This is a genomic window from Robbsia sp. KACC 23696 (assembly GCF_039852015.1).
Classification (GTDB): Bacteria; Pseudomonadota; Gammaproteobacteria; order Burkholderiales; family Burkholderiaceae; genus Robbsia.
Map to the genome: position 1 here is coordinate 1,135,509 of NZ_CP156627.1, position 23,697 is coordinate 1,159,205.

20 protein-coding genes are annotated in these 23,697 nt (G+C 60.8%); 13 read left to right on the forward strand and 7 right to left on the reverse strand.

Translation table 11 applies throughout. The features are described 5' to 3' along the window. Positions 1-136 precede the first annotated feature (136 nt). Positions 137-1,021: a MipA/OmpV family protein gene (locus tag ABEG21_RS19590; protein ID WP_347557094.1), complete on the forward strand. Its 885-nt coding sequence runs from the start codon at positions 137-139 to the stop codon at positions 1,019-1,021. Here the strand turns inward: ABEG21_RS19590 and ABEG21_RS19595 are convergent. Continuing rightward, on the reverse strand, positions 1,005-2,390 hold the full coding sequence (locus ABEG21_RS19595; protein WP_347557095.1) for a multidrug effflux MFS transporter: 1,386 nt from the start codon (positions 2,388-2,390) through the stop codon (positions 1,005-1,007). The two genes, ABEG21_RS19590 and ABEG21_RS19595, sit on opposite strands and share 17 nt — an antisense overlap. A gap of 402 nt (positions 2,391-2,792) precedes the next feature. On the opposite strand from ABEG21_RS19595, the gene ABEG21_RS19600 reads away from it, so the two are divergent. The 3 genes from ABEG21_RS19600 to ABEG21_RS19610 all read left to right on the forward strand — a co-directional run bounded on the left by ABEG21_RS19600 (position 2,793) and on the right by ABEG21_RS19610 (position 7,904). Continuing rightward, positions 2,793-6,125 carry an HD domain-containing phosphohydrolase gene (locus tag ABEG21_RS19600; RefSeq protein WP_347557096.1) on the forward strand — a complete coding sequence of 1,111 codons (3,333 nt, stop codon included), beginning with the start codon at positions 2,793-2,795 and terminating at the stop codon, positions 6,123-6,125. Positions 6,126-6,246: 121 nt separating this feature from the next. Then, positions 6,247-7,227: an MBL fold metallo-hydrolase gene (locus tag ABEG21_RS19605; RefSeq protein WP_347557097.1), complete on the forward strand. Its 981-nt coding sequence runs from the start codon at positions 6,247-6,249 to the stop codon at positions 7,225-7,227. A gap of 116 nt (positions 7,228-7,343) precedes the next feature. Beyond that, entirely contained in the window at positions 7,344-7,904 is a 561-nt protein-coding gene (locus ABEG21_RS19610) for an antibiotic biosynthesis monooxygenase (protein ID WP_347557098.1), read from the forward strand. Positions 7,905-7,995: 91 nt separating this feature from the next. Here the strand turns inward: ABEG21_RS19610 and ABEG21_RS19615 are convergent, their stop codons facing one another. Next, positions 7,996-8,130, reverse strand: coding sequence for a hypothetical protein (locus ABEG21_RS19615; RefSeq protein ID WP_347557099.1), 135 nt, complete (start codon positions 8,128-8,130; stop codon positions 7,996-7,998). Positions 8,131-8,339: 209 nt separating this feature from the next. Beyond that, the gene (locus tag ABEG21_RS19620; RefSeq protein WP_347557100.1) at positions 8,340-8,960 is read right to left on the reverse strand and encodes a TetR/AcrR family transcriptional regulator; all 621 of its coding nucleotides are present in this window, start codon (positions 8,958-8,960) and stop codon (positions 8,340-8,342) included. Between the two features lie 63 nt (positions 8,961-9,023). On the opposite strand from ABEG21_RS19620, the gene bdcA reads away from it, so the two are divergent. Continuing rightward, the gene (bdcA, locus tag ABEG21_RS19625; protein WP_347557101.1) at positions 9,024-9,737 is read left to right on the forward strand and encodes an SDR family oxidoreductase; all 714 of its coding nucleotides are present in this window, start codon (positions 9,024-9,026) and stop codon (positions 9,735-9,737) included. A 90-nt stretch (positions 9,738-9,827) separates the two neighbouring features. On the opposite strand, the gene ABEG21_RS19630 is transcribed toward bdcA, so the two are convergent. Beyond that, entirely contained in the window at positions 9,828-10,343 is a 516-nt protein-coding gene (locus ABEG21_RS19630) for an SRPBCC domain-containing protein (protein ID WP_347557102.1), read from the reverse strand. Between the two features lie 161 nt (positions 10,344-10,504). Between ABEG21_RS19630 and ABEG21_RS19635 the strand changes: the two genes are divergently transcribed. Next, positions 10,505-11,395 carry a LysR family transcriptional regulator gene (locus ABEG21_RS19635; protein ID WP_347557103.1) on the forward strand — a complete coding sequence of 297 codons (891 nt, stop codon included), beginning with the start codon at positions 10,505-10,507 and terminating at the stop codon, positions 11,393-11,395. 476 nt (positions 11,396-11,871) lie between these two features. Continuing rightward, positions 11,872-14,076, forward strand: coding sequence for an OsmC domain/YcaO domain-containing protein (locus ABEG21_RS19640; RefSeq protein ID WP_347557104.1), 2,205 nt, complete (start codon positions 11,872-11,874; stop codon positions 14,074-14,076). Here the strand turns inward: ABEG21_RS19640 and leuD are convergent. From leuD to ABEG21_RS19655, 3 genes are read right to left on the reverse strand one after another with little or no spacing between them, the layout of a single operon-like run. Continuing rightward, a complete protein-coding gene (leuD, locus tag ABEG21_RS19645) occupies positions 14,073-14,738 on the reverse strand; it encodes a 3-isopropylmalate dehydratase small subunit (protein WP_347557105.1) in 666 nt (221 codons plus the stop codon). The genes ABEG21_RS19640 and leuD overlap by 4 nt on opposite strands. Beyond that, the gene (gene leuC, locus ABEG21_RS19650; RefSeq protein ID WP_347557106.1) at positions 14,735-16,153 is read right to left on the reverse strand and encodes a 3-isopropylmalate dehydratase large subunit; all 1,419 of its coding nucleotides are present in this window, start codon (positions 16,151-16,153) and stop codon (positions 14,735-14,737) included. The genes leuD and leuC overlap by 4 nt, the downstream gene beginning before the upstream one ends. Positions 16,154-16,167: 14 nt before the next feature. Continuing rightward, a complete protein-coding gene (locus ABEG21_RS19655; RefSeq protein ID WP_347557107.1) occupies positions 16,168-17,067 on the reverse strand; it encodes an alpha/beta hydrolase in 900 nt (299 codons plus the stop codon). A gap of 181 nt (positions 17,068-17,248) precedes the next feature. Here ABEG21_RS19655 and ABEG21_RS19660 point away from each other — a divergent pair, with 181 nt between their 5' ends. The 6 genes from ABEG21_RS19660 (at position 17,249) to ABEG21_RS19685 (ending at position 23,686) form a co-directional block, all read left to right on the forward strand. Continuing rightward, positions 17,249-18,160 (forward strand): LysR family transcriptional regulator, encoded by a 912-nt coding sequence (locus tag ABEG21_RS19660; RefSeq protein WP_347557108.1) that lies wholly within the window; start codon positions 17,249-17,251, stop codon positions 18,158-18,160. A 297-nt stretch (positions 18,161-18,457) separates the two neighbouring features. Continuing rightward, positions 18,458-19,642 (forward strand): extracellular solute-binding protein, encoded by a 1,185-nt coding sequence (locus ABEG21_RS19665; protein WP_347557109.1) that lies wholly within the window; start codon positions 18,458-18,460, stop codon positions 19,640-19,642. 74 nt (positions 19,643-19,716) lie between these two features. Then, positions 19,717-20,796, forward strand: a complete 1,080-nt coding sequence (locus ABEG21_RS19670) for an ABC transporter ATP-binding protein (RefSeq protein WP_347557110.1) — start codon at positions 19,717-19,719, stop codon at positions 20,794-20,796. Next, positions 20,793-21,677, forward strand: coding sequence for a sugar ABC transporter permease (locus tag ABEG21_RS19675; RefSeq protein WP_347557111.1), 885 nt, complete (start codon positions 20,793-20,795; stop codon positions 21,675-21,677). Before ABEG21_RS19670 ends, ABEG21_RS19675 begins: the two co-directional genes overlap by 4 nt. 242 nt (positions 21,678-21,919) lie before the next feature. Then, positions 21,920-22,699, forward strand: a complete 780-nt coding sequence (locus tag ABEG21_RS19680; RefSeq protein ID WP_347558091.1) for an ABC transporter permease — start codon at positions 21,920-21,922, stop codon at positions 22,697-22,699. A gap of 114 nt (positions 22,700-22,813) precedes the next feature. Beyond that, positions 22,814-23,686, forward strand: a complete 873-nt coding sequence (locus tag ABEG21_RS19685; RefSeq protein WP_347557112.1) for an NAD(P)-dependent oxidoreductase — start codon at positions 22,814-22,816, stop codon at positions 23,684-23,686. Positions 23,687-23,697 lie beyond the last annotated feature (11 nt).

Genomic DNA, 23,697 nt, shown 5'->3' on the forward strand with positions numbered 1-23,697 from the left:
CCCGCGTTAAAACGGCGAATTGGATATGATGCTGATTGCATCGTCCCAATTCAGCCCTTCCGCCGCCATGACCACTTCCGCCGTTCGACGTTTTGCCATTTCTAGTCGGCTTTTTCCGGCCCCCGTCCGGAAGCCATTGCCCGAAACCGGAGCGCGAGCGGTTGTCTCGCGCTCCCTGCCTTCGCGCCGATTTCTGGGATATCCGACACTTGTTGCCGCCCTTTGTCTTGCGGGGCTGTCATCGGCCCAGGCGCAGTCATCTGTCGACACGTCGGCCCCGTCTTCCGGCGGCTCGCTGTGGTCGCAATTGTGGGGGGATCATGCCGATATCAGCATCGGGATGGGCGCCGGGATCGATCAACGGTATATGGGCGCGCGCAATTACCGGCCCTTGTTCGTGCCGATGGCGTCTTACACCCGCGGTATTTTCACGGCCGATATCGTCAAGGGCGTAGGGGTGCAATACCAATCGCCGGGCGGCTTCTATGTCGGCGATACCTTCAACTACGATCAAGGGCGCGATAATCGCAGCGACTGGTTACGTCCGGGTGGCGACAATCTGCACAATATGGGCAGCGTCAAGGGGACGGTGACGAATACCGTGACGCTCGCGCAGCAGATCGTTCCCTGGTTATCGGTGAATGCGCAGGCGGAATTAGGTCTGGATGGACATCGCCGCGGGAATCAGTATCAGCTAGGTCTGGAGAGCGTTGCCTATAAGCGCGCGGCGGACACGCTGACACTCGACCTCGATGCGAAAATCGGCGATCGCCAATACAACCAGACGTATTTCGGCGTGACGACGTCCCAGCAGAATGCGTCGGGCTACCGGGCCTATCATCCGGGGTTCGGCATTTATGCCTACACCTTTGCCGCTACCTGGGATCGCAAGTTCACCAAGCACTGGTCGGGCGAGCTGATCCTCAGCGGCAGTTACTATCCCGCAAAGGCCGCGGACAGCCCGATCGTCCAGCGACGCTTCGGCCTGACCGTGTTGCCATCGGTCAGTTACGGGTTCTGATCCGTGCGGCACCCGTCGCCGGGCGTACCGTCTTGAAATAGATCGCCGCGGCGCTTGTGCAGAACAGCGCCATCAAGCCGCTCATCACGACGGCCGGCATCGTGTTGAACCAGACCAGCAGCAGGCCCTCGACATAACTGGCGCAGGCGCCCAGTCCGGTCGTGATCGCATTCATCAGTGCCGATGCCGTGCCGGCGTACTCGCCGGCGTTTTCCATCGCGCCTTGTTGTGCGCTGGGCGTCAACATACCGATACAGAACGCGTTCGTGGAGAGCAGCAGCGAAAGGATCGGCACGTTCAGCAGATGCGTCGTCGCGAGGATCAACATCGTTACGGCCGACACGACGGACACGCAGAGCGAGAAGCCGATCAGCGCATCGCCTGCTATATCGCGTTTCGAAAGTTGGCCGCTCAGGAAGGAGCCGAGCATCAGGCATAAAGCCGTGACGCCGAACAACAGGCCATATTTCGTCGTCGAGACATGCAGCACGTTGACGAATACATACAGCGAGCCGGTGACGTAGGAGAAATGACTGGAGAAGGTCAGGCCGACGATCAGCACATAGGCGAGGCTCAGCCTGTCGGACAGGAACAGTCGATAGTCCTTCAATATGGCGCGCGGCGGCGGAGCAGACGCGGTGGCCGTCGACGCGCCGACGCTCCCCGTGGGAGCGTTCGCCTTCCGTGCGTCGGTATCGTCGACGCTGTCCGATGCCGCCACCGCGGCTTCGCCCGCACCGCTCGGATTCAAGGCGCGCGCCGCGAGGGCCGCCAGTTTCGTCCGCGATGATTCGGGAAGGCCAACGGCAACCATCAGCGACATGACGATGCCGCCCACCGCCATGAACGCATAGATCCAGCGCCAACTGCCGAGAAGCAGGAGCAGGTTGCCGATCGACGGTGCCGTGGTCGGCCCGATGATCCGCACGACCGCCGCGTAGGAAAGCAGCCTGCGGGCGCTGGCGCCCTGACGGTGATCGCGGATGACCGTGATGGCAAGCACAGATGCGGCGCCCGCGCCGGCGCCCTGGAGCAGGCGCCAGAACAGCAGAGCGCCAAAGGACGAGGTCGTCGTCGCCAGGATGCTGGCGATCGCGTAGACGAAACAGGCAGAGAGCAAGACCGGTCGACGGCCGACCCGGTCCGAAAGCGGCCCGTAGATCAACGGCGAGGCGGAAAACCCGAAAAAGAAGACGGCGAGGGTTTGTGAGACATGTTCGACCGACACGCCAAACGTGGCGGCCATATCGGCGAAGCCCGGCAGCCCCATGTCGATCGACATCGACGGAAACGCGGTCAATACGCCGCAAATAACGACAAGCCGCAATGAAGACGATTTCACGGACGACGACTGCGATTCGGTGCGCATGAGACTCGTTTTGGGATGAATACGGTGAAACGACCACTTTTCGGCGATGTTGCCGCGAGTGTGTCCCGTACAGCCCTGTTTAATGGATCGACGCCGTCATGATAGCGCGTTTGACGTGGCGGACGAAATACGGTTTGGCGCACTATCGCCTTAGCGGTACATCTCGGAAAGATCAAAAAATCCACGGTGTTCGCGCGCGAAATAAGCGCATCTTCCGCTTCCTGACGTTTTATTTCGCGATCACGCTGGAATTCCCGCGCGCTTTTGCGTCAAACGACTGGTCATTCCATTTTTTTTCCACAAAAACGTTTAGTTGAGAAAGAATGCCAAAAAGGCCGTTTGAGCCGTTTCGGAAGACATGCCGCACTGCGGGGTGGTGGCATGCACATAGAGCGAGAGACCATGACACGCTGGCCCAGGCCGTTTTCCCTATTGTCGAAACGACGGCTAGACACGCATCTGACGCTGGTTTTTGGGATTACGGCCTTACTCGTTCTGCTGGGGATCGTGCTATTCGTCAATAGCCGGACCGTGTCCATCGTCGATCGTGCGTCGCAGACGCTGTTTTCACATATGGCCAGCGAGAGCGGCGCGGCGGTCGACAAGAGTTTGGCCTCGGTCGATGTACTCAGTACGCTGCTCATCTCGGACCCCCAGGATACGAATTATCGCAACGCATCGCAGCCGTCGTTTACCGAGCGGATGCGCGTCGTGCTGGACGCGATGCCCGTGGTTTCCGCGATTTATATCGGCTATGACGATGGGGGCTTCGTCCTGCTGCGCCGGCTGTCGTCGAGCGTGGCGCGGCTCAACCTGAATGCGCCGGAAGCGGCGCGATTCCTATTGGAGCGGATCGCGCCGGCATCGGAGGATCCGTCTTCGCGTGCGGGCGTGGCGACTGCCGCGGCCACACTGACCTTTCTCGACGCGTCCTTGCATCCGATCCGGGTATCGCGCCCGCTGTCGCTGCTGTACGATCCGCGCGGCCGTGACTGGTATCGGAAGGCCCGCGCGCAAAGCGCGCCGATCCTCACCGACCCCTATTGGTTTTACGCTACCGAAGAGCGCGGCATCACCTTTGCACGACGTTTGCGGGATGGTGGCGGCGTCGTCGGCATCGATTTGAGCCTCGCCGATCTCTCCACACAGCTGTTGCGTCTGCGTAATACGCCCGGTACCGAATTGCTGATCGTCGACGCGGCTGGCGATGTACTGGCCTCGACCGACAGTGCCTTGATGCTACCGCGCGAGACCGAAACGCCGGCGGATGCGCTGGGCGGTGTGGAAGGGGGCGATACCGGCTTCGCTCTGGGAGGCGCTTTGGACGATGCCAGGACAGCGGATGCGGCTGACCTTCCCGCGTCTGGCGTGCCGGGCATCGAGGCCGCTTCGCAAGCATTCCAACCGGTGTCGACGGTGACATCCACGCTCGGTACGGGGCGTACCGTCGCGCCGATCGTGCGTCGGATGATGCGCGCCGCCCACGACACGAGCTATCCCGATAATCCGCAACGCATTCAGCTCGGCAGTGATTTTTGGACGATGCGCGTGATGCCGGTACGCGCATCCGGCTGGACGTTCCGAGTCGTGTTGGCGACGCCCGACGACGAAGTGCTGACCGGTGCGCGACGCCTCGTCGTCTATCTGGAGGCCATCAGTCTGCTTGCGGTGCTCGTGCTGCTGGTCGTCATCCGCTTTACGGCGCGCCGCGTCAGCCGCCCCCTCGTCGCCATCTCGAAACAGGCGGAAGCGCTTAATGCCTTCGATTTTCCCGGTGCGATGCGCGAACAGCGCTCGTCGGTCACGGAGATCGCGACCTTGTCCGGTGCCTTGCATCGCGCCGGCGCGACGCTGCAACGCTTCGTCGAAATTGGCCGGACGCTCGCCGCGGAACGCGATCCTGACCGCTTGTTGGCGCGCTTGCTCGATGAGACGGTGCATGCCACGCGCGCGGAGGGCGGGGTCATTTTGCTGACTGAGGACGACGGCGTGCATTTTCGCATTGGCGCGCGTACCGGCACGCAGGTGAATGCCAAGGGCACGTATGACGCCCCGGGCGGCCCGATGAATCTCGCCATGACGATCGCCCATGCGTTCGGGACGGAAGGGATGGTCGTCGATACCGTTGCCGGGGGCCTGGGCGAGCGGATACGCGATGCGCTGCAGCGGCATGCGGCCACGCAATTGGATTGGCCGATTCGGTGGTCCGGCCGTTCCGGCGACGCGAACGCCGAGCGTCACGCGGCGCACGAAGGGGAACCGCTGCTGGCGGCGTTGACGAACGGAAACGGGCCCAGCGCCGCGGCGGACGTGCCGTCGTCACGACTGCAGGTCATCGCCTTGCGAAACCGCTCGAACGAGTTGATCGGCGGATTGCTGCTCTGCATGGGCAACATGGATGCCGACACATCGGGCGCGCGCAAGCGGCGCGCCGCGCCGGGTGACCTCGATCTGGCGCGCGCGCTTGCCGGCAATGCCGCGATCGCGTTGGAAACGGCGCTCTTGTTGAAGTCCCGTAAGGCATTGCTCGACGGCGTGGTACGGATGATCGCGGAGGCCACCGACGCGAAGTCGCCGCATACGAGCGGGCATTGCCAGCGCGTGCCGGTATTGATGCAAGGGCTGGCGCAAGCGGCCTGCGAGGCAAAGCAGGGCCCCTATGCCCATTTCACGTTGACCCCGGATGATTGGGAGGCGGTGGAAGTGGCGAGCTGGCTGCACGATTGCGGCAAGCTGACGACGCCGGAATACGTAATCGACAAGGCGACTAAGCTGGAGACGCTGTCGAATCGCATCCACGAGATTCGGACGCGTTTCGAGGTGATGAAGGCGCACGCGCAGACCGACTATTGGCGCGCGGTGGCCAGCGGTGAATCGGAGTCGCATGCGCGGGCGACGCGTGACCGGATGCTGGCATCGCTGGACGACGATTTCGCGTTCGTCGCGAACTGCAACGAAGGCAGTGAGTCGATGCGCCCCGACGATCTGGCGCGTTTGCAATCGATCGGGCAACGTCGCTGGATGCGCACGCTCGACGATACATTGGGCACGTCGCGCGACGAGCGGGCGCGGATGGAGCGAAGTCGTACGCGGCATCGCCGCGGCTCGACGCTGCCAGTGGAAGAGCCTTTGCTGGCGGATCGCGAGGAACATGTCATTCCGCATGAGCCGAATGCACTGAGCGACCGCGAGGAGCGGTTCGGCTTTACGATGCGGCCGCTGGCGAGCCGTATGAATCTGGGCGAACTGCATAATCTGTCGATCGGGCGCGGTACGTTGACGGGGGAAGAGCGTTTCGAGATCAATCGCCACATCACGCGGACGATCGTCATGCTCGAAGGCTTGCCGCTGACGGGGGCGCTGAAGCGTGTACCGGAATACGCCGGCGGCCATCATGAAAAGATGGATGGCGGCGGTTATCCCCGGGGACTGACGCGCAATCAGATGAGCCCGATTGCGCGCATGATGGCGATTGCCGATGTGTTCGAGGCGTTGACCGCGGGCGATCGACCGTACAAGAAAGCCAAGCCTTTGAGCGAGGCGTTCCGGATCATGGGGCAGATGAAGCGCGACAACCACCTCGATCCGGATCTCCTCGATCTCTTTATTTCCTCCGATGTCTGGCGTGACTATGCGAGACACTTTCTGCTGCCCTGGCAGGACGATGCGCCAGATGTGGACGCGGTCTTGTCGATTACGCCCCGTGCGGACGGGGAGACGCTGGTGCCGGCGTGAACGGCGTGTGAAGGGGTGGATCGCACGAGGCGCGATGCGCCAAAGCGGATTGCGGCGTATTCTGCGATCCTATTGCCATCCTGCTGTCCCGCGCAATGTTATGTCTTGAAAGGACGATGTCATGAGTGATGGAAAACCGTTTTACGCATCGCGCCGCGCTTTTATGACGGCTTCGTGTATGTGTGTGGGGAGTACGTTGTTCGGATCGCTGTTGCCGGTCGGCAGCGCTTATGCGGACGATCTGCCGCATACCGACGCGCCGGGGTATCACCGATTGCAGGTGGGCAGCGTGAAAGTGACGGTTGTGTCGGACGGTCAGGGCCCGATGCCCGCCATGCAACTGTTGCAGGGCCGAAAAGATCTCATCGAACAAGCATTGCGCAGCCAATCGCTGGGCGAGACGGTGCTGACCTCCCATAACGCGTTCGTCATCGATAACGGCGTGAAGGTCGTGCTCGTGGATGCAGGTGGCGGCTCGCTTATCGGCCCCAACTTCGGAAAATTGCAGGCGAATCTCGCCGCAGCCGGGTATGCGCCAGAGCAGATTTCGGAAGTGCTGCTGACGCATTTACATACCGATCACGCCGGCGGTTTGATGAATGGCAATCAACGCGCTTTCCCGAACGCGATTGTCAGGGTGAGTCGCGCGGATGCGGATTTCTGGCTGAGCCCCACGCAACGGGCGGCCGCGCCCGAGGCCGGGAAGCGCGGCTTCGATTTCGCCATGGCATCGCTGACGCCCTATCACAAGGCAAAGAAGCTGGCCTTGTTCGACGGCGAGACGGCGCTTGGAAACGGCATCACCGCCAGACCGGCTTATGGGCACACGCCCGGTCACACGATGTACGAAGTGACGAGCGACGGGCAGCAGATGCTGCTCTGGGGCGATATCGTGCATGTGGCAGCGGTGCAATTTCCGCACCCCGAGGTCGCGATCGGATACGACTCTAATAAGGACGAGGCCCGTATGCAGCACTGGAGAATGTTCAGCGAACTGGCTAAAAGCGGCCAATTGGTCGGCGGTGCCCACTTGCCGTTCCCCGGCATCGGTCACGTTCGGGACGGCGGCGACGCCGGCTATGTCTTCGAGGCGGTGGCGTAGAAAAGCTGACGGCGGAGCGTACCGCCGTCTCCTTAAGTGCACGCGCGCGTGCTTTCTGTAAGAATCGCGCTAGTCGATTTTTACAGAATCAAAATCCAAACCAGGAACGCGCGATAGTGGACAACAGTGAATCAAGTGGCATCGTCACCACGATCATCTCGCATGAAATTGCGCTGGGCGCAGAAAGCCGGTACGAAGCCTGGCTGACCGAGATACGGGTGGCCTGCATGGCATTCCCGGGATATTTATCGACCGATGTAATACGGCCTGTATCCGGCTTGACGAACTATACGGTCATAATCCGTTTCGCCAGCTTTGCAGAGCTTAGCGGGTGGATGGAATCGACGCAGCGTAGGGAAATGCTCGCGAAAATGTCGCCCTTTCTGCCCAAGGGCGATCGCTACGAGACGCGTACGGGGTTGGAGTTCTGGTTCACGCCGAAAGACGCGCCCGTCAAACATCCGACAAGATGGAAGCAATGGTTGCTGACCTGGTCCGCTATCTTCCCGTTGACCGTGGTGATTCCCTATCTTCTCAGGCCGCTATTTACCGTCGTGCCCCTGTTGGGAACGCTGCTGTTGAGTCGTGCCATCGTCGCGGCCGCCGTTGTCGCGATGATGGTGTATGTCGTCATGCCGCGCTACACGAAACTTGTCTCGAAATGGCTCTTTGATTGAGGGCTGGCGCGAAGGGCATGACCCGGGTCGGACGTGTATCGCGGGGTAACAAGGGGCGATCGAATCGATGATTGAAGACGCGATCGTGCCTTCAGTGGCGGCGCGCCTTCTTCCACGCCACGTAATCGGATGGCCGCAATCCATAGCGGGCCAATACCCCTTCGTGCAAACGCCTTAACTCTTCGACAATCAATGCCTCGGCGTCAGCCTGTTCGTCCTTCGGCACATCCCATGTCGTTCAGGCCACGATTTAAAGCAAGATTATTCCTTTGTCAGACCCACGAATCGTGGTCAGTAAATGTCCTGCGAGTGACATCGCAAGATTGGCGCAGTTTCCCAAACTGCGCCAGTTAATCGGTGAAAAAGTGGCGCAGTTTCGCACGAACCGCGCCACTTTTCAGCCAAACCGCGCCATCACTCAGGCGAACTGCGCCACTATTCCCCGCATCCCTCGTCCGATAGCGCATGCGTCAACGCCAGGCGTGCGAGGCGGGCCGTGGCGAGCAGGCGACTCAGGTCATAGCCGTTGCGAGACTGGGCGGAGAGGCCCGCCATGGTAGTGCTGACGAAATCCGTCAGTGCGTCCGCGGACTGACGATGGCGGGCGGCAATGTAACGGCGAATGACGTTCTCCGCGGCAGCCTTGGCCGCGCAACTGGCATTGTGGACATCCGAATCCGTGCTGTGCATCCCCTCCAACGCCAAACAGCCGCGCGCATCGGGACTCGCCGCGTATCGTCGTGCGGCCTCCTCGAGCACTGCGCCTAGGCACTCGGCCACCGGACGGTCGTCCCGCAGAAGATCCGACAAAGGCACCGCATCCCTGGCGGCATAGCGCGCAAGCACGCGCGTATAGAGGCCGGCCTTGTTGCCGAACGCGGCATAGAAGCTGGGCGGATTGATGCCGAGCGCATCGGTCAAATCGGTGATGTTGACCGCGTCGAATCCACGAGTGTGAAACATTTGCTGCGCGACAGCGACGGCTTCGTCGAGATCGAACTGGCGAGGCCGTCCGCGCGATCTCGGCTTATCTGTAACCATATTTACAAAATTCATTGACGAACGAGGTGAAACGTCTATTATGTAAATAATACTACATTAATGGTGGGAGGCAATCCGATGTCCGCATTCAAAGGAAAGACCGTCTTGGTCCTAGGCGGAAGCCGGGGAATTGGTGCCGCGATCGTGCGTCGTTTCTCGGCGGAAGGCGCGGCGGTCACGTTTACTTATGCCGGGTCGCGCCAAGCGGCGGAACAACTGGCGAGCGACACTGGCAGTACGGCAGTGGTGACAGACAGTGCCGATCGTGACGCGGTGATCGCCCAGGTGCGAGCGAGCGGCCCCCTGGACATTTTGGTCGTGAACGCGGGGATCGCCGTATTCGGCGACGCATTGGAGCAGGACCCCGACGTCATCGACAGGCTCCTCCGGATCAATGTGCACGCGCCCTATCATGCCGCGGTCGAAGCGGCACGGCAAATGCCCGAAGGCGGGCGCATTATCGTAATCGGATCAGTCAATGGCGACAGAATGCCTATTCCCGGCATGGCGTCCTACGCACTGAGCAAATCGGCGCTGCAGGGTCTTGCGCGCGGATTAGCGCGCGATTTCGGGCCGCGTGGCATCACGATCAATGTCGTCCAGCCCGGGCCCATCGACACCGAAGCGAACCCCGCCGACGGCCCGATGAAAGATCTGATGCACAGCTTCATGGCGCTCAAACGACACGGTCGCTCGGATGAAGTCGCATCGATGGTCGCGTGGCTCGCAGGCCCGGAAGCCGGCTTCGTGACAGGTGCGATGCACACGATCGATGGCGGTTTTGGTGCCTAGTCGAGGTCAGTTAGCGCGTGTTCGCATCGACCCGCTATGCGGAGATAAGCAGATCGTCGGCGGACCCCAGACCACCCGCCGGCGTGCGCCTTATTGCTTGCGCTTGCGTGCAGCGTCGATGAGGCCGTCCAGCCATTCCTGATGACCGTTCAGCATCGGGTTGGGGCGTGCCTTTGCCAAATCCGCTGCCGGGCCGCCTTTTTGCGTTTCTTGCGTCAGAATGCGCACGCGACCGCCGGACAGATCTTCGATCAGCCAGGCGTGGTGCACGTCGAGGCGTTCTGGCGTGCCCGTTTCGCCGGCCCAGCCGTGCCAGGCGACACGGCCCGGTGTCGTTGCAGTCGGCGCTACGAATTCATTACATTGCGCTTCGACAGGAAAGCCAAACGTGCTGAAAAAGAAACGCGCGCCGTTTTCGAGCAGCGGGCCCTTGCCGTCGTAAAAGCGTACGTCGGCGGAATTGGCGTAGTAGGTCGGCCACAGCGGTGCATTTTCGAGAAAGGGCCAGACGTCGCTGGCCTGCAGCCCCGCGATAATCATCTCGTTCGATACGAAGTTGTCGGTGGTGCCGGGCAAATAGCCCTCGGGCCAAGAGATTTCGTGCATGGTTGCGCTCCTACGGAATCGGATAAATGCTCGCGAATCGGTCGATCGTGGTGACACGATGGCGCCCGACTTACGAGATGTAGAGGCAAATGATGGAGCGCTTCCTGAAATAAATCCAATCGAATATGATTATTGCTGATATTCACCCAAGTGATGACAGAATGATCGACTTGAACTTGCTGAAGACGATGGATGCGCTGCTCGACGAGCGAAACGTGACCCGTGCGGCGCAACGGCTGTCGCTCACGCAGCCGGCGGTCAGCGCCATGCTGACGCGTTTGCGCGAAAGTTTTGGCGACCCCTTGTTCATACGCACCCAGCGCGGCATCGTGCCCACGGCACGGGCGTTGGCACTGGAGGGTCCGATAAAGAAGATGCTGGCTGACGTCGAGGCAATGCTTCAGCCACCATCCTTCGATCCGTCCACTGCGGCAATGACGTTGACGATCGCGGCGACCGACTACGCGCTGAGCGCTGTCGTCGTGCCATTCTTGAGCGCGCTGCGCGAACGGGCGCCCGATATCAGGACAGTTGTGCTGCCGGTCAATCCCGAGCGTCTGCACGAACAGTTCCAACGCGGCGAAGTCGACCTGGCGCTGATCACCCCGGAAACGACGCCGCCGGATCTACACGCGCGCCGTTTATTCGACGAACAATATGTCTGCATGATGCGCGCCGGCCATCCCGATGCGAAACAGCCCGCGCTGTCCTTGGATCGCTTTTGTGCGCTCGATCATGCACTGGTTTCCTACACCGGCGGGGGCGTGTCGGGAGTGACCGACGAGGCGTTGGCGAGAGTGGGGCGTGCGCGCCGCGTCACGGTCTCGGTGACCAGTTTTTTGGTACTGCCGCATATCCTCCGAACCAGCGATTTGATCGCGGTCGTCCCAAAACGCTTATCGATCGGCGTGCCGGATGTCGCCGTATTCGCGCCGCCGGTGGACGTGCCGGGTTTCACGAAAACCGTCGCCTGGCATGAGCGTACGCATCACGCGCCGAGTCATCGCTGGATTCGCGAGGTGCTGCTACGAACGTGTACGTCGGGCGCATGACGGATGCGATCGCATCGACGTCGCGTGCCGAGGTCGCAATGCTATACTCGGGCCTTCCTACCGGGGGCGCCTTGTGCACCGTTTCATTTTCGTTTCGTGCGTCGCAGTGGCGGCCGCCTTCCTTATTTTCAAGATAAGTCCGGATCCCGGACCGAATCCGATTTTCATCCTGACTCACCCCAACTGATTCGGTCGGCACACGCGACAGCGCGCCATGCGCGAATTCGCCGGGCAGCGCGTGTCGCCGCCGGCCAGACCTTGTGGACGGTCTCGCACCGGACGCCAATGGTCTGCGGGAAGGGACGGTGAGATGGCGTCGGGCACGCATGCGATACAATGCGGGCGTCAAGATCAGCGAATCACCTACCTCGTTTTCTCTCCCTGTCGGCTAGCTTTCTAGCTGCCTCGTCAAATACGCATGCGCTTCAGGCGGCAGCTGCCGCCCAATATAAAGTAGCAATTTAGGATCCTGTAGCATGGAAATCAAAGTCAATTTTCTCGATAAGCTGCGCCTCGAAGCGAAGTTCGACGACTTCACCGTCGTGGCGGACCAGCCTATCCGATATAAAGGCGACGGTTCCGCGCCGGGTCCCTTCGATTATTTTCTGGCTTCTTCCGCGCTGTGTGCCGCGTACTTCGTGAAGTTGTATTGCGGGACGCGCAATATCCCCACCGAACATATTCGTCTGTCGCAAAATAATATCGTCGATCCGGAAAATCGCTACCAGCAGATTTTCAAGATTCAGGTCGAGTTGCCGCCGGACATTTCCGAAAAAGATCGCTTGGGCATCTTGCGTTCGATCGACCGTTGCACCGTGAAAAAAGTGGTGCAAGCGGGTCCCGAATTCGTCATCGAGGAAGTGGAGAATCTGGATGCGGATGCGCAATCGCTGCTGTCGATAACGCCGGCGTCGGACGTCAGCACGTATATCGCGGGCAAGGATTTGCCGCTGGAACAAACCATCGCGAATATGACGGGCATTCTGGCGGCGATCGGCATCAAGATCGAAATCGCGTCGTGGCGCAATCTCGTGCCGAATGTCTGGTCCTTGCATATTCGCGATGCGCATTCGCCGATGTGTTTCACCAACGGCAAGGGCGCGACCAAGGAGAGCGCCTTGGCTTCGGCGCTCGGTGAGTATATCGAGCGTCTGAATTGCAACCACTTCTATGCGGGCGCGTTCTGGGGCGAAGATATCGCCGATGCACCGTTTGTCCATTATCCGAATGAGCGTTGGTTCAAGCCGGGTCGCAAGGACGCGCTGCCGAAAGAGATTCTGGATGCGTACTGCCTGACGATCTATAACGCCGACGGTGAGCTGCGCGGCTCGCACCTGTACGACACGAACTCCGGCAATACCGCGCGCGGCATCTGCTCACTGCCCTTCGTGCGGGAGTCGGATGGCGAGACCGTGTACTTTCCGTCGAACCTTGTCGAGAACCTTTTCGTCAGCAATGGCATGAGTGCCGGCAACACATTGGTCGAAGCGAAGGTGCAATGCTTGTCCGAGATTTTCGAGCGGGCAGTGAAACGCGAAATTTTGGAAGGTGAAATCGCTTTGCCCGACGTGCCGCAGGACGTGCTGGCAAAATACCCTGGCATCTTGGCCGGGATCGAGGCATTGGAGGCGCAGGGCTTCCCGGTGCTGGTAAAAGACGCGTCGCTCGGCGGCGTGTATCCGGTGATGTGCGTGACGTTGATGAACCCCCGCACGGGGGGTGTCTTTGCGTCGTTCGGTGCGCATCCCAGCTTGGAAGTGGCGGTGGAGCGCAGCCTGACCGAGTTGCTGCAGGGACGCAGTATTGAAGGCCTGAACGATTTGCCGCAGCCGACGTTTGTCAGCGATGCCGTGACGGAGCCCAATAACTTCGTCGAGCACTTCATCGATTCCAGCGGCATCGTCTCGTGGCGCTTTTTCAGTGCGAAGGCGGATCATGCATTCGTCGAGTGGGATTTCTCCGGACAGGGCGAGCACGCCAATGCGGAAGCCGTGTCGACCTTGTTAGGCATTCTCGAGGGCCTGGACAAGGAAGTCTACACGGCCGTATATGATCAACTGGGCGCCATCGCCTGTCGTATTCTGGTGCCGGGGTATTCAGAAGTTTATCCGGTCGAGGATTTAATTTGGGATAACACGAACAAGTCGCTCTTGTTCCGTGCCGATATTTTGAATCTGCATCAGCTGGACGAGGACGCCCTCGAAGCGCTGTTGGATCGGCTGGAGAATAACGAGCTGGATGAGTATGCCGATATCGCGACGTTGATCGGGATCGAATTCGACGAGAATACCGAGTGGGGCCAACTCACCGTTCTCGAATTGAAGTTGCTGATTCAGCTTGCCTTGCAGCAGTTCGACGAAGCAAAAGAGCGCGTGGAAGCCTTCCTGCAGTACAACGACAACACCGTCGAGCGCAGATTGTTTTATCAGGCGGTGAATGTCGTGCTTGAGGTGCAGCTCGACGATGCGCTGGAACTCGACGACTATGAGGCCAACTTCCGCCGGATGTTCGGCAACGATCGAATGGATGCCGCCATCGGTTCGGTGGCGGGCAGCGTACGCTTTTATGGACTGACTCCCACCAGCATGAAGCTGGAGGGACTCGATCGACACGCCCGCTTGATCGATAGCTATAAGAAACTGCACGGCGCGCGGGCGAAAGCCGCAGGCATCGCGCATTAAGGCTGCATCACCTGCAACCACGGGCGTTGATGGAAATGCCGACTTTCGAACGCTTCGATCTCCGGCAGAGAGGCGAGCGTCAAGTCGATCGTATCCATCCCTTCCTGGACCATTCGCTTGTGGCGTGCGCCGATGGGGAAGTCGTAGTGTTGCGCATCGGGGCCAGTCACCCGTTGATGCGTCAGGTCGATCGTGATGATTGGTTTGGAATGGGGCATTCCAGAATGCGTCCCTGGCGTATTCGCTTCCTGCGTCGCCAGCGTCACCTGACGTAACAAGGCGTCGATCGTTTCGCGCGGTAAGGGCACGAGCAGCAGCCGATTGTTCATTGCGTTCGAGTAGAAGATCTCTGCAAAACTCGGCGCGATCACCGCCTGGAAGCCCCATTGCTGTAACCCCCACACCGCATGTTCGCGGCTTGATCCGCAGCCGAAGTTGGCACCGCCGATCAGAATGGACGCGCCTGCGTACCCGGGCTGGTTCAAGACGCAATCGCGCCGCGCGGCACCGTGTTCGTCGAAACGCAGATCGTAGAGCAACCCCTTTGCGAGACCGGCCTTGTCGATAATGCGCAGGAACTGCTTCGGCATGATCTGGTCGGTGTCGAGGTTGTCGATCGGCAAGGGAAGGGCCGGGCCCTGGATGATGTCGAGTGTACTCATGATGCGTGCGTCTCCAGCGTGCGGACATCGGTGATGCGACCGGTGAGGGCTGCTGCTGCCGCCATCGCGGGGCTCATCAGATGGGTGCGGCCGCCCCGGCCTTGTCGGCCTTCGAAATTGCGATTGGTGGTCGAGGCGCAGCGCTCGCCGGCATCGAGTACATCGTCGTTCATCGCGAGGCACATCGAGCAGCCCGGCTCGCGCCATTCGAATCCCGCGTCCTGCAGCACGCGCGCCAGGCCTTCCTGTTCGGCCGCCCGGCGTACCGATCCGGAACCCGGGACAACCATCGCCCGCACGCCCGGCGCGACGCGACGGCCCCGTACCAAATTGGCCACGATGCGCAAGTCTTCGATGCGCCCATTCGTACAGGAACCGATAAAAACGCGATGGATCGGCTTCCCCGCCAGCGATTCGCCCTCGGTCAATCCCATATAGTCCAGCGCCCGATGCAGGGATGCCGCTGCTTCCGGCGTCGTTTGCAGCCGCGCCTCCGGAATCGTGGCGTCGATCGCGATGGCCTGATCGGGACTGGTGCCCCACGTGACGAACGGAGCGATCGCGCCGGCGTCGAAATGATATTCGGCGTCGAAGCGGGCGCCGGCATCGCTATGCAGGTCCTGCCAATCCGCGCAGGCGGCCTGCCAGGTACTGTCGTCGAGCGTTCGTGCATGCGCACGCACATAGTCGAGCGTGGTGGCATCGGGCGCGATCAGCGCGGCGCGGGCACCGGCCTCGACGGTCATATTGCATAAGGTCATGCGCGCTTCCGCCGATAACGCGGCGATGGTCGAGCCGTCGAACTCGACGGCATAGCCGCGTGCGCCCTGCGCGCCGATGCGGCTGATCACCCAGATGATCACATCCTTCGACGCGGTGCCATAGGGCAAGGCACCGTCGATCGTGATGCGCATCGTATCGGCCAGTCGATAGACAAGCGTTTGCGTGGCCAGTACATGTTCGACCTCGGAGGTGCCGATGCCGAAGCCAAGTGCACCCAGCGCGCCATAAGTCGTGGTGTGGCTGTCGCCGCACAGCACCACCATCCCAGGACGGATCAAACCGAGTTCCGGTGCAACGATGTGTTCGATGCCTTGCAAGGGGTCGTCGGGCGCGAACAGGCGGATGCCAGCCTCCTGACAATTGCGTGCCAGATTGTTCGCCTGTAGCAGCGATGCCGCGTCCCGTATTACCCGCGGGGATTCGGCATGGGTCGGAATGATATGACTGACGACCGCCATTTGTTGGCGGGGCCGGCGCACCGGCCGACTGTGCTCGGCGAGTCCGCTGAACGCCTGCGGACTGGTGTATTCGTTCATCAGGTGCAGATCGACGTACAGCAAGATGTTTTGCGCGTCGATGTCCCCGACGCGATGCGCGTCGACGAGTTTCTGGTAAAGCGTGCGAGGTGCCATGGGGATATCTCGTATCAAAAAACGTCGCGGCCGCCGAGAAAGGGCAGGATGCGGTGCAGCAACGCATCGGGCGCTTCTTCCGGGATGTAATGTCCGCAGGGCAAGGCGCCGCCTTCGACGTGCGGGGCATAGGCGCGCCATTCGCGCAAGGGATCGAAGCATTGCGCGACAACGCCTTGCGCGCCCCATAGGGCCAGGAAGGGACAGGCGATATGTTGGCGCGCTGCGAGTGTGTCGCGATCGTGTTCCAGATCGATCGTCGCGCTCGCGCGGTAATCCTCGCAGATGCCATGTGCGGTGCCAGGGTCCGAGAGGCATCTCAAATACTCGGCATAGGCGGCGGGCGTAAAGGGCGCGAGCCCGGCGCTGCGGGCACCGATCGTTTGCTTCAGGTAAAGATCGGGATCCGCGCGAATCAGCGTTTCTGGAAAAGGGGCCGGGCGGATCAGCATGAACCAGTGCCAATAGGCGCGTGCGAAGGCCTGCGACGTCTGCTCATACATCGCGAGCGTGGGCGCGACATCCAGCGTGACCAGTCGTGTGACCGTCTCCGGATGGTCAAGCGCCATCCGCGCCGCCACTCGCCCGCCGCGGTCATGACCGATCACGGCAAACGCATGAAAACCATTCGCCCGCATCAAGCCGACCTGGTCGAGCGCCATTCGACGCTTCGCATAATTCCCGTGATCGGCAGCGCCTGCCGGCTTGTCGCTGTCACCGTAGCCGCGCAGATCGGCAAGCACGACGGTGTACTGCTCGCATAAAGCCGGTGCCACGCGATGCCATATCGCGTGCGTTTGCGGATGCCCATGCAGCAGCAGCAATGCCGGACCGGCGCCGCCCTTGATCGCATGAATGCGGATGCCGTCGACGTCGACCGAGGCATCGGTAAAACCATCGAATAAAGCTGCCATGAAAAACCTGTGTATCGAGGGGCCGACGCGGCCATCGCGCTGCGCGGCGGGGGAAACGTTGTTTCCGTTAATGGAATCGAGTCTAATTGATGCCAGGAACGATTGGGTTTCCCAAAAAGCAATCTGCTATGTCTTTTTTGGAACGAATCGATGCGGCGTACAGGCAGGGTGGAGAACGGGAATGAATGGCTTTTCGGATCTGGTGGTCTTTGCGCTGGTGGCACGACATGGCAATCTCGCCGCTGCCGCGCGCGAGCTGGGTGTTACGCCGCCTGCCGTCAGCAAACGTCTTGCCCAACTGGAGCGGCGCCTGGGCGTGCGGCTGGTGAATCGCACGACCCGGCGCTTGAGCTTGACGCCGGAGGGCGAGCTGTATCTTAGTCATGGCACGCGTATCCTCGACGATCTGGTCGATCTCGAACAACGCGTAGCACGCAGTCGTGCCGAGCCCGCCGGCTTGCTGAGGGTCAACGCGTCGTTCGGTTTCGGCCGGGCGCGCATCGCCCCCGCTGTCTCGGAATTCATCGCGCGCTATCCCGCCATGAAGATTCAGTTGCACCTGACCGAACGACCGCTGAGCCTGCAGGAAGAAGGCTTTGATATCGGGATACGGTTCGGCACGGTCCCCGATGCACGCATCAATGCGCGTCTGTTGTTGAAGAACCGGCGCGTGGTTTGTGCGTCGCCGACCTATTTGCGGCGCGCCGGCACGCCGCGAACGCCACACGATCTGTCGAAGCACGCCTGCATCGTGCTCAGGGAAAACCAGGCCGCGTACGGCACGTGGCACTTCACGCACGGCAAGCGTGCCGAGGCAATCAAGGTCGATGGGCCGCTCTCAAGCAATGATGGCAGCGCCGTTTTGCAATGGGCGTTGGAAGGACGAGGTATCGTCATCCGATCACAATGGGAGACGACTGCCTACCTCGCCGACGGCCGACTCGTGCCGCTTCTGGAGGAGTGGGCGCTGCCCGACGCCGATATTCATGCGATCTACCTGGAGCGGCATCAGCTTTCGACGAAGTTGCGGACCTTTGTCGACTTTCTCGCGACCTATTTGTCCGGTCCCGCATCAGGCGAAGTACGCCGGTAAATGTGAGACGTCGTATAACGCAGTCATTCTTTTCGAAAAGTGCGATTGGCGCTAGTCATTCAAATGATAGGTCATACGACTTGCCTGTTATATAAGGCGCTAACGCAGAAGTAATACGATTACCGATCCTAATAATTGGGATGTCAGTCATCGCAAGGGTTTACATTGATAGTAGCCATTTCCCCCCGCCATTAGGATTCGACATCAGATAACTTATCTCTAAGACAAAGTCTTGGGTCCGATGCGGTGCAGGAAGCCGGAAAGGGCGATACCGATAATAAAGCAAGGGGACTGACGATGGTGAACGTAGCAAAACGCCGTATATCGCTGACGGCAATCTGCGCAAGTCTGGCATTGGGTTTGGGTATCGGTGTCGGCCCTGTCGGGTCGGCGTATGCGGCAGGCGTATCGATCAACATCGTGGATGCGGCCGGCAATCTCCAACTGACGCAAAAGAGCTTTGAAGCATTCAAGGCCAAGTATCCGGACCTCGTTTCGTCCATTACGTTCACCAATTCGCCGGCGCCGCAGTTGCCGGGAAAAATCAAGGCAATGCAAAATGCCGGCCGTTCCGATATCGATCTGATTTTGATCGGCACCGATGTTCTGGCCGCAGGGATTCAGCAGAAGCTCTTCCAGACCATCCTGCCGGATCATCAAGCCAGCCTCCCGGGCCTGCTCGACAAATATGCGCCGGGCCCGCGCAAGATGCAGGACATCGCGCAAAACCAGGCCGTGGAAGTCACCTATATGCCGGCCGGCCCCTTGCTCGAATACAACCCGGCCAAAGTGGCACATCCGCCTAAGACGCCTGCCGAGTTGCTCGCATGGTGCAAGGCGAATCCTAATCGTTTGATTTATGCCCGTCCGGCCAATTCCGGTCCCGGTCGGACTTTTCTGATGGGCTTGCCCTATCTGCTGGGCGACAAGGATCCGCACGATCCGGTCAATGGCTGGGATAAAACGTGGGCTTTCCTGAAGGACCTGGATAGCTGCATCCCTTATTACCCGGGCGGCACGTCGGCGGTGATGAAGGAGCTGGGCGAAGGCACCCGCGACATGACGTTGACGGTGACAGGTTGGGATATCAACCCGCGTGCATTGGGGATCGTCCCGGCCGAGTTCAAGGTGCAAGCCTTCGACAATATGACCTGGGTCAACGACGCGCACTATATGGCGATTCCGAAGGGCGTGCCGAAGGAGAAACTCGACGTCCTCCTCAAGCTGATGAACTTCATGCTCGAACCGGAACAACAGGCGCGCACGTATGACGACGGCTATTTCTATCCGGGCCCGGCCGTGAAGGGCGTGACGCTGGAAATGGCGCCGCAGCAAAGCCAGGACGTCATCAAGAAATATGGGCGTCCTGAATATGCGCAGTGGATAGCGCAACGTCCGAACGTGGTGCCGCTGGATGCGACGGCCATGGTGGCGGCATTCCAGAAATGGGACCGCGAGGTGGGCGCACAGAAGTCGAAATAAGGCCAAAGCACGTTTCTCTTTCTCTCCCTCAGCGCGCCGTTCGGCGCGCTGTTCGCGTATCAAAAGGTGCCACGATGAATCATTCGTTCCGACAATTGCGTTTGGACGGCGTCTCGCGCAGTTTCACCAATGCCGAAGGCCAACAGTTGAATGCCTTGCGCGAGCTCGATCTCGATATTGCCCGCGGCGAATTCATCGCATTGCTCGGGCCGTCGGGCTGCGGCAAATCCACCGCGCTGAACTGCATTGCGGGTTTGCAGCCGCTGACCGGCGGCGGTATCTGGCTCGATGAAGAGCGGATCGATATTCTGCCGCCGGAGCAGCGCGGTTTCGGCATGGTATTCCAGAACTACGCGCTGTTTCCGCATCTGTCCGTGTTGGACAACGTGGCCTTCGGTTTGAAAATGCGTGGGGTCGCGAAAACGGAAGCCACGCGGCGTGCGCGGGCGGCGTTGGAGCTCGTGCAGTTGGTCGGGCATGAGAAGAAGTTGCCGGGCCAGTTGTCGGGCGGACAACAACAGCGGGTCGCGATCGCGCGGGCGATCGTCATCGAGCCGCCGTTGATCCTGATGGACGAGCCGTTGTCGAATCTGGACACCAAATTGCGTATTGAAATGCGTGCGGAAATCCGCCGCATTCACTCGGAATTGGATCGCGCGACGATCTACGTCACGCACGACCAGGACGAGGCGCTGTCGATGGCGGATCGCATCGTCGTGATGAAGGAAGGGCAGGTGCAGCAGGTCGGCACGCCGCAAGAAGTGTATGGGCGGCCGTCCAATCTGCATGTGGCGCGTTTCATGGGCTACCGGAATGTGCTGCCGTTCACGCTGGAAGGGATGCGCGGCGACAGCGTGCTGGTGAGCGCGGCGGGCGTGACGTTGAGCGGCATCGCGATGGCTGCCTTCGACCACAAGGCCGTGAGCCTGGCAATCCGGCCCGAGGACCTCGCGCTGGCAACGCCGGACGATGACAATGCCTTCAGCGTCGACGTGGAAACGGTGGAATACGGCGGCCATCATTCGCTGGTGTTCGCACGCGCCGCGTTCGGCACGCTCTGGGCACGTCTGCCGGGCGATATCCGCGCGGGCGAGCGTATCCGCCTGAGCGTGCCGACCGATCGCGCGCTCGTGTATATCGGAGAAAATGCATGAATGCGCCCGCGCTTCGCGTGCCGCCGGCGGCGATGCCGCGCGATATGAAGGGCTGGCTGGTCGTACCGGCCTTGCTCTTTATCGCCGCCATGTTTATTTACCCCTTCTTCTATGGGCTGATGTTGTCGTTCCAGCCGATGAATGGCGGCAGTGTCTGGACGAACTATCTGACATTCTTCACCGACCGGACAATGTGGCCGACGATTTTCGTCACGATGAAGTTGGCGATTCCGGCCACCGTCATCAATGTCGGTCTTTCGATACCGGTCGCTTTCGCGCTGCGTCGCAAGTCGCCATATCAAAAACTGGTCACGACCTTGCTCGTCATCCCGGTGACCTTGGGCACGGTCCTGATCGCCGACGGCATGCTCAGCTATTTCGGGCCGAACGGCTGGTTTTCGCAGGCCGTGCATGCGCTGCATCTGTATGACGATGAAGTGCGTCTGACCCATAACTACTGGGGCGTTCTGATCTCGCTCGTGGTGTCGGGTTTCCCCTTCGCCTTTTTGCTGACGCTCTCCTATGTGACCGGCATCGATCCGACGCTGGCCCGCGCGGCAGCGACGCTGGGGGCCACGCCGTGGCAGCAGTTCCGTCAGATCTATCTGCCCTTGCTGGTGCCGGGATTGACGATGGCGGCATGTCTGTCCTTCGTGCAGGCCTTCTCGGTCTTTCCTTCGGCGATTCTGCTCGGTTCGCCGGCAGGTCCGACGCGGGTGATCTCGATTGCGGCATCGGAGGCGGCGTTCGAGAGTTACGACTACGGCCTCGCATCGACGATCGCTATCGTCATGGGGTTCGCGCAATTGGTGGTGGTGGCGGCGATGTTGGGCGCACGGCGCTTCTTCTATCGTGGTCCGGTGACGGGAGGGAAAGGCTGATGAACACGCGCAAAAGACTGGTGGTAGTGGGAGAGGCGCGTACCGACGCCGGTGCGTTCGCCATTGCCGATGGACACGACCAGGTCGCCGGCGATGCGGCGCGGTACGGCGCGCAAGACGGGAAGAACGGGCGACCGCGCGAAAAGGACGGCAGTGCGCGCGCCGATACCGTCCAGCATCGGCAGCCGCGTCCGCCGGCGGGCATCGGCGATCGCCTGTGGAAGGCGGTGGTCTGGGGCGCGATGATCTTTTTCCTGGTCAACGTGCTATTGCTGATTGCCACGGTAGCGGTGAATTCGACGGCGACGCGATGGTTCGGCACCTTGTTGCCGCAGGGTTTCACGCTAAGCTGGTATGCACAGGCGTGGTCCGATTTCCAGCTGGCTAGCGTGCTGTGGGTGACGACGATCGTCGTGGGATCGACGGTGTTGCTGTCGGTGCTGCTAGGGGTGCCGGCCGCCTATGCGTTGGCGCGCGTCGACTTTCCGGGCAAGCGCTGGGCCATGTTGATCTTCCTGCTGCCGATGATGGTGCCGCCGGTGACGTACGGCATTCCCTTGGCAACGGTGATGTACAAGTTCGGGCTCGCGGGCACGCTAGTCGGCGTGATCATGGCCAATCTGGTGCCGGCCTTGCCGTTCGTGATTCTCGTGATGACGCCGTTTATCGAGCAGATCGATCCGAACCTCGAGTCCGCCGCGCGCATCTTTGGCGCAAACACGTTACGCTATTTTCGGTACGTGCTGTTGCCGCTGTTGGTGCCGGGCATGCTCGCCGCGGGTCTGCTGGTGTTGGTCCGTACCATCGGCATGTTCGAGCTGACGTATTTCACGGCGGGGCCGAGTACCCAGACGCTGGTGGTGGCCTTGTATTACGCGGTGTTCTCCACCGGTGTTCGCGCCTCCCAGTCGATCGATGCGATGGCGATGATCTATATGGCCATTACCCTGGTCTGGGTCTTGATCGCCCTGCAATTCGTCAGCCCCACGCAATTGGTGTCGCGCGTCAAGGAGCAACGATAACCGCGGCGTTGCGGGATGTGATCTAGCAGGCGCGCCGTGCGCGCCAGGACAACTCGGGGCCGGTGTCGTCATGTCGACACTTGGCCCGATGTTTTATCTTGAAAGGCTTCCGTAATGAAAAATGCTGAAACACAGGCGGCGGTAGACGGCACGCCGGAACAATCGACGGGCAAGCCCGTGGTGCTCACCGGCGCGGGCGGTGCGATCGGCCAGGTGCTGCGTGCGCATTTCATCGAAACGGGCCGTTCGGTCCGCTATACCGATATCAAGCCATTGGACAGCGCCGGCACGAGCGCGATCGATGCCGCCGGCGCGTCGTTCGTGCAAGGCGACCTTGGTAATCCTGCTTTCTGCCGTTCCTTGTTCGACGGTGCCGGTGCGATCGTGCATATGGCGGGCATCTCGGTCGAACAGCCTTTCGATGTCCTGCTGCAACATAACTATGTGGCGCTGTTCCAGGTCTACGAGGCGGCGCGCCATGCCGGCGTGCGACGGATCGTCTACGCCAGCAGCAACCATGCGACGGGGATGTATACGTCCGATATGGCCCTGAACCCGACGATGCCGGTCAATCCGGACAGTCTCTATGGGCTGAGCAAGGTGTGGGGTGAGGGGTTGGCACGGCTATATTGGGAAAAGCATGGCATCGAGACGGTCTGTCTGCGGATCGGCTCGTTTCAGCCGCGTCCCGTTTCGGTACGGCACCTGAGCACCTGGCTGTCGCATCGCGACGCCTGCGCGTTGGTGGACGCCGGCCTCGACACGCCCGGGGTGGGCTTCGATATCGTCTATGGAATGTCGGCCAATACGCGCGCGTGGTGGGATAACAGCCGCATCCATGTCGCTTATCGTCCGCAAGATAACGCGGAGGAATACGCGGAGCAAATTCTGGCGGAAGGCAAGGTGGTGGACGCGCTAGAGGCGCGTTTCCAGGGAGCCGATTTCGCCGCCGCGGATTTCAGTCGAACGCCGCCGCGCGAATCGTGAAACAGGGCGGC

Coding starts and splice junctions, on each gene's coding strand:
- bdcA (WP_347557101.1), top strand. CDS start 9,024: ATGTCCGCATTCAAAGGAAAGACCGTCTTGGTCCTAGGCGGAAGCCGG.
- ABEG21_RS19595 (WP_347557095.1), bottom strand. CDS start 2,390: ATGCGCACCGAATCGCAGTCGTCGTCCGTGAAATCGTCTTCATTGCGG.
- leuD (WP_347557105.1), bottom strand. CDS start 14,738: ATGAGTACACTCGACATCATCCAGGGCCCGGCCCTTCCCTTGCCGATC.
- ABEG21_RS19675 (WP_347557111.1), top strand. CDS start 20,793: ATGAATGCGCCCGCGCTTCGCGTGCCGCCGGCGGCGATGCCGCGCGAT.
- ABEG21_RS19655 (WP_347557107.1), bottom strand. CDS start 17,067: ATGGCAGCTTTATTCGATGGTTTTACCGATGCCTCGGTCGACGTCGAC.
- ABEG21_RS19685 (WP_347557112.1), top strand. CDS start 22,814: ATGAAAAATGCTGAAACACAGGCGGCGGTAGACGGCACGCCGGAACAA.
- leuC (WP_347557106.1), bottom strand. CDS start 16,153: ATGGCACCTCGCACGCTTTACCAGAAACTCGTCGACGCGCATCGCGTC.
- ABEG21_RS19640 (WP_347557104.1), top strand. CDS start 11,872: ATGGAAATCAAAGTCAATTTTCTCGATAAGCTGCGCCTCGAAGCGAAG.
- ABEG21_RS19605 (WP_347557097.1), top strand. CDS start 6,247: ATGAGTGATGGAAAACCGTTTTACGCATCGCGCCGCGCTTTTATGACG.
- ABEG21_RS19620 (WP_347557100.1), bottom strand. CDS start 8,960: ATGAATTTTGTAAATATGGTTACAGATAAGCCGAGATCGCGCGGACGG.
- ABEG21_RS19630 (WP_347557102.1), bottom strand. CDS start 10,343: ATGCACGAAATCTCTTGGCCCGAGGGCTATTTGCCCGGCACCACCGAC.
- ABEG21_RS19600 (WP_347557096.1), top strand. CDS start 2,793: ATGACACGCTGGCCCAGGCCGTTTTCCCTATTGTCGAAACGACGGCTA.
- ABEG21_RS19660 (WP_347557108.1), top strand. CDS start 17,249: ATGAATGGCTTTTCGGATCTGGTGGTCTTTGCGCTGGTGGCACGACAT.
- ABEG21_RS19665 (WP_347557109.1), top strand. CDS start 18,458: ATGGTGAACGTAGCAAAACGCCGTATATCGCTGACGGCAATCTGCGCA.
- ABEG21_RS19680 (WP_347558091.1), top strand. CDS start 21,920: ATGATCTTTTTCCTGGTCAACGTGCTATTGCTGATTGCCACGGTAGCG.
- ABEG21_RS19670 (WP_347557110.1), top strand. CDS start 19,717: ATGAATCATTCGTTCCGACAATTGCGTTTGGACGGCGTCTCGCGCAGT.
- ABEG21_RS19635 (WP_347557103.1), top strand. CDS start 10,505: ATGATCGACTTGAACTTGCTGAAGACGATGGATGCGCTGCTCGACGAG.